At 61.6% G+C, this 5090-nt stretch carries 5 protein-coding genes; 3 read left to right on the top strand and 2 right to left on the bottom strand.

Annotated features, from left to right (window positions below):
• Nucleotides 1-43 precede the first annotated feature (43 nt).
• Nucleotides 44-241, bottom strand: a complete 198-nt coding sequence (locus ACW9IR_RS28580; protein ID WP_025111719.1) for a cation transporter — start codon at nucleotides 239-241, stop codon at nucleotides 44-46.
• 148 nt (nucleotides 242-389) lie between these two features.
• Here ACW9IR_RS28580 and ACW9IR_RS28585 point away from each other — a divergent pair, with 148 nt between their 5' ends.
• From ACW9IR_RS28585 to cueR, 3 genes are all read left to right on the top strand, one after another.
• Entirely contained in the window at nucleotides 390-773 is a 384-nt protein-coding gene (locus ACW9IR_RS28585) for a hypothetical protein (RefSeq protein ID WP_102901604.1), read from the top strand.
• Between the two features lie 195 nt (nucleotides 774-968).
• Complete coding sequence (gene cueA, locus ACW9IR_RS28590; RefSeq protein WP_457465973.1) at nucleotides 969-3362, top strand: copper resistance metal-translocating P1-type ATPase CueA; 2394 nt, start codon at nucleotides 969-971, stop codon at nucleotides 3360-3362.
• Entirely contained in the window at nucleotides 3359-3772 is a 414-nt protein-coding gene (cueR, locus tag ACW9IR_RS28595; RefSeq protein WP_095122009.1) for a Cu(I)-responsive transcriptional regulator, read from the top strand. The genes cueA and cueR overlap by 4 nt, the downstream gene beginning before the upstream one ends.
• Here the strand turns inward: cueR and ACW9IR_RS28600 are convergent.
• Nucleotides 3726-4934: an MFS transporter gene (locus tag ACW9IR_RS28600; RefSeq protein ID WP_102901606.1), complete on the bottom strand. Its 1209-nt coding sequence runs from the start codon at nucleotides 4932-4934 to the stop codon at nucleotides 3726-3728. The two genes, cueR and ACW9IR_RS28600, sit on opposite strands and share 47 nt — an antisense overlap.
• Nucleotides 4935-5090 lie beyond the last annotated feature (156 nt).

A 5090-nucleotide genomic window follows, 5' to 3' on the forward strand; every position in this document is an offset into this window, starting at 1 on the left:
GCGTCCCCTTGTAGGAGCTGCCGCAGGCTGCGATCTTTTGCTTCTAGGCGAGTTTCACTGCGTAGCCTTCTTCGCTGATGACCTCGATCACCTGCTCGGCGCTCAGCGCGCTTTCCACGCCGACCTCTTTCGCAGCCAGATCAACCCGCACACTGGCCGCCGGATCCTTGGCCTGCACAGCGTTGGTGATGGCTTTGACGCAGTGACCGCAAGACATGCCTTGAACGTTGAACACTTGCATGGAATGACTCCTTTGAGTGAGGTTGCCGGCAGTTTCGAGCTTGCCACGATGGCAAGGTCAAGTTCTTCAATAAACTGCCGGGCTGGCAATCGGCGCCGCGCTCGGCCAAGCTGCGTACATTAATGACTTAAATTCAGGAGATTCAGCCATGCGCTGGTCAGCTTTCAGCCTGTTTGGCTTGCTCAGCCTCTTTGCCGCCGTTCCTCAAGTACAAGCCGCTGGCGAGGATTACGGCGTTCTGATCATCTCCCGTGAGCGTCTGGAAGTGGCAACCTCCTGCGAGATCGGTGTGTATATCCAGGATCAGCTGTCGGCACGCCTGTTTCAGGAACAGAGCACATCTTTCAACTTGCCACCTGGCACTGTTTCGCTACGTCTGAAACTACTGCCGGGGCAAGTACCGGGTTGCAATCCGGGCTTGCTCGCACCGGGTTCACAGGAAATAAAACTGCAGGCGGGCGATGTGCAGAAGTACCGGATCGCGATGACACAGGAAGGCATGTACCTGAAGCGCGCCGATCTCGGCTACTAAGCAAATCCAGACCTGTGGGAGCGAGCCTGCTCGCGAATACGGTGTGTCATTCAGCGATGATGTTGACTGACCCGCCGCTTTCGCGAGCAGGCTCGCTCCCACAGTTGCTTTTGCAGCGCTTCAAAGATTGGCGCTTGACCTTGCCCGCATGGCAAGGTTGATCCTTGTAGGCATCTACTACAGGGAGTACGACCGATGTCCGATTCCATCACTTTCGACCTGCCGATTGCCGGCATGACCTGCGCCAGTTGCGCCGGGCGTGTCGAGCGGGCCTTGAGTAAAGTCAGCGGCGCCAGTGCCGTCAGCGTCAACCTCGCCACCGAGCAAGCCCGTGTGCAGGCGCCCGGCGACAGCCTGCCGGCGTTGATGGAGGCGGTCGAACGTGCCGGGTACAGCGTGCCGCAGCAGACTATCGAACTGAATATTGAAGGCATGACCTGCGCCTCGTGCGTCGGTCGCGTCGAGCGTGCCCTGACTAAAGTCGCCGGGGTGAAAAGCGTCAGCGTCAATCTTGCCAACGAACGCGCGCATCTGGAATTGCTCGGTCAGGTCGACTCACAAACCCTGCTCGACGCCGTGAACAAGGCCGGCTACTCGGCCAGCGTCTGGCAAGCCGAACACCCACAAAACGATAACCAACAACAGCGCCTGAAACATGAACGCTGGGCGTTGATCTGCGCAACTGCCCTCGCCCTGCCGCTGGTGGCGCCGATGTTGCTGCAACCGTTCGGCATCCACTGGATGCTCCCGGCCTGGGCGCAATTCGCCCTCGCCACGCCGGTGCAATTCATCTTTGGTGCACGTTTCTATGTCGCCGCGTGGAAAGCGGTGCGCGCCGGCGCCGGCAATATGGACTTGCTGGTCGCCCTCGGCACCAGCGCCGGTTATGGCCTGAGTCTTTACGAATGGGCCACCGCCGCCGGGCGTATGCCGCATCTGTACTTTGAAGCGTCGGCGGTGGTCATCGCTTTGGTGCTGCTCGGCAAATACCTGGAAAGTCGCGCCAAACGTCAGACCGCCAGCGCCATCCGCGCCCTCGAGGCGTTACGCCCGGAGCGGGCGATTCAAGTGATCGACGGCCGCGAACAGGATGTCGCCATCAGCGCGTTGCGCCTGAACGATCTGGTGTTGGTCAAACCCGGTGAACGTTTCCCGGTCGATGGCGAAGTCATCGAAGGCCAGAGTCATGCCGACGAAGCACTGATCAGCGGCGAAAGCCTGCCGGTGCCGAAACAACCGGGGGATAAGGTCACGGGCGGCGCGATCAACGGTGAAGGCCGTTTACTGGTGCGCACTCAGGCACTCGGTGCGGAAACCGTGCTGGCACGGATTATTCGTCTGGTAGAGGACGCCCAAGCCGCCAAGGCACCGATCCAGAAACTGGTGGATAAAGTCAGCCAGATCTTTGTGCCAACCGTGTTGCTGATTGCCTTGGCGACACTGATCGGCTGGTGGCTCTACGGCGCACCGCTCGAAACCGCGTTGATCAATGCGGTCGCGGTCCTGGTCATCGCCTGCCCGTGTGCACTGGGCCTCGCCACGCCGACCGCGATCATGGCCGGCACCGGCGTGGCCGCGCGTCACGGCATTCTGATCAAGGATGCTGAAGCGCTGGAACGCGCCCATGAAGTCAGCAGCGTGGTGTTCGACAAGACCGGCACGCTGACCTCCGGCACGCCGCGTATCGCCCATTTCACCGCAGTCGACGGTGACGAAAACACTCTGCTGAAACTGGCCGGCGCGCTGCAACGCGGCAGCGAACACCCGTTGGCCAAAGCGGTGCTCGATGCCGCAGCGGAACGAGGACTGCACGTACCGGATGTCAGCGCCAGCCAGTCGCTCACCGGTCGTGGCATCGCCGGCAATCTCGACGGCCGGCGCCTGGCGCTGGGCAATCGCCGGTTGCTGGAGGAAAGCGCTTTGAGCGCCGGCAACCTGAGCGAATCCGCCCAAGCCTGGGAAGCCGAAGGCCGCACCCTGTCATGGTTGATCGAGCAAAGTCCTGAACCGCAAGTGCTCGGCTTGTTCGCCTTCGGTGACACCCTGAAACCCGGCGCACTGGAAGCGGTGCAACAACTTGCCGCCCGGGATATCCACAGCCACCTGCTGACCGGCGACAACCGCGGCAGCGCTCGTGTGGTCGCCGAAGCGCTGGGCATCAGCAATGTCCACGCCGAAGTGCTGCCAGCGGACAAGGCCGCGACCGTTAGCGAGCTGAAAAAAACCGGCGTGGTCGCGATGGTTGGCGACGGCATCAACGACGCCCCGGCCCTCGCCGCTGCGGACATTGGCATCGCTATGGGCGGCGGTACCGACGTGGCCATGCACGCGGCGGGCATCACCCTGATGCGCGGCGATCCACGGCTGGTGCCGGCGGCGCTGGAAATCAGCCGCAAGACCTACGCGAAGATCCGCCAGAACCTGTTCTGGGCCTTCGTCTACAACTTGATCGGCATTCCGCTGGCGGCATTCGGTTTTCTCAACCCGGTACTGGCCGGTGCAGCCATGGCGCTGTCGAGCGTCAGCGTGGTGAGCAATGCGCTACTGTTGAAAACCTGGAAACCCAAGGACTTGGAGGAGCACCGATGAACATCGGTCAAGCAGCCAAACACAGTGGCCTTAGCGCAAAAATGATCCGCTATTACGAGTCGATCGGTCTGCTCAAAGCGGCGCATCGCACCGACAGCGGTTATCGGGTCTATGGCGACGATGACCTGCACACGCTGGCATTCATCAAGCGCTCGCGGGACCTGGGCTTTTCGCTGGAAGAGGTCGGTAAACTGCTGACCCTCTGGCAGGATCGCCAACGGGCCAGCGCCGACGTGAAGGCCTTGGCCCGCCAGCACATCGACGAGTTGAATCAGAAGATCCGCGAACTCGGCGAACTGCGCGACACCCTGCAAGACCTCGTCGAGCACTGCAACGGCGACCACCGCCCCGACTGCCCGATTCTCAAGGAGCTGGCGTCGGGCTGCTGCGCGCAACCCGCCCGCGCTTGAGCGCCAACAGCTTTATCGTGAGCAATGTGCCGAGGGGAATGCCGTGGAACAGCATGACCACGGCACCCGGCGTCCACCACCCGTAGAACGGCGCGGCGATGAGCATGCCGATGCCGAACCCGGTCATCTGCAGCAAGGTCAGCACGCTGAAAATCGGCAGGCGCAAGCGCTCGGGCTCACGTTGCAGACGCGACATCAGCCCGACTTCGGAAAAGCCATCACCCAAACCCGCCGGTAAGGAAAACAGCAGCAGACCGTAGAGGCTGTGTTGCTGGAACATCAGGATAAAGCCACAGGACATCAGCGCCACACCGAAGAAAAACCGTCGTTCGAGGTGGATGTTGTCCGAGCCTTTGAGACGGCTGGCGATGCGCGCGCCCAGCAGTTTGCCGCTGGCCCACACCGCGAGCATCAGGCCCAGCGTGGTGCTCGCAGACTCCGGCGTGAGCAATTTGGAAATGATCGGAAAGCCGACGTTGTGCGCAGCGCTGCCCAAGGTGTCGGCCATCGTCACCGCGAGCATCGCGGCAATCACCGGCGCAGAACGCAGGCCTTGCTTGAACGCGGTCCATTCGCTGCGATCAGGTTCGTCGTTGACGGTCGCCGGTTCGAACCGCAGCGGCACAATCAATAATGCTGCCAGCAGGTAAGTCAGCGCATTCAGGGCGAATACCGTTTCAAAACCAAAACCCGCGACCAGCAGACCTGAAACCAGACTGCCGCCGACCATCGCGGCGGATGAGGCCGAGGTGATCCAGGCGTTGGCCTTGAGCAATTGCTCGGCGGGGATCAGACGCGGCAACTGGCTGTTGAGGCCGATGGCGAACATCGAATTGCCCAGACCCAGACCGAAGGCGATCACCGGTAACAGCAAGGCCTGCTGGTTGACGGGCACGATCAACAACAAGCCCAGCACGCTGGCGCGCAGCAGGTCGAACGCGATCAGCGGTGCGCGGCCGCTGCAGCGGCGGTAAAACGCGGTGCCGATCAGGCTGGCAAAAATTCCTCCGCCCACGCGGCTGGCGAGAAAGATCCCGACGCTCATGGCGCTGTTGCTCAGCAGATAGACGTAGGTGGTCAGCGCAACCATGTTGAGGAAGGCGCCGAAGTCGGAGATCAGGCGTGCAGTGACGATCAGGTGGGTGTTGCGCGGGGTGGTCACATTCAGTCCTTGAGTGTGGTTGGAGCGGTGGACAGTAGACGCGAAATTGCGTTGATCCGAAAGTGGCCCTCACCCTAACCCTCTCCCAGGGGGAGAGGGGACTGATTGGGGGATGCTGTGGAGATACGCCGACCTGAAATTTCTTTACCGAATCCA

It is taken from the genome of Pseudomonas sp. SDT291_1_S447 (assembly GCF_054070155.1).

Bases quoted from the DNA above. Each gene is read 5' to 3' on its own strand.
- cueR (WP_095122009.1), top strand. From the start codon at position 3,359: ATGAACATCGGTCAAGCAGCCAAACACAGTGGCCTTAGCGCAAAAATG.
- ACW9IR_RS28580 (WP_025111719.1), bottom strand. From the start codon at position 241: ATGCAAGTGTTCAACGTTCAAGGCATGTCTTGCGGTCACTGCGTCAAA.
- cueA (WP_457465973.1), top strand. From the start codon at position 969: ATGTCCGATTCCATCACTTTCGACCTGCCGATTGCCGGCATGACCTGC.
- ACW9IR_RS28585 (WP_102901604.1), top strand. From the start codon at position 390: ATGCGCTGGTCAGCTTTCAGCCTGTTTGGCTTGCTCAGCCTCTTTGCC.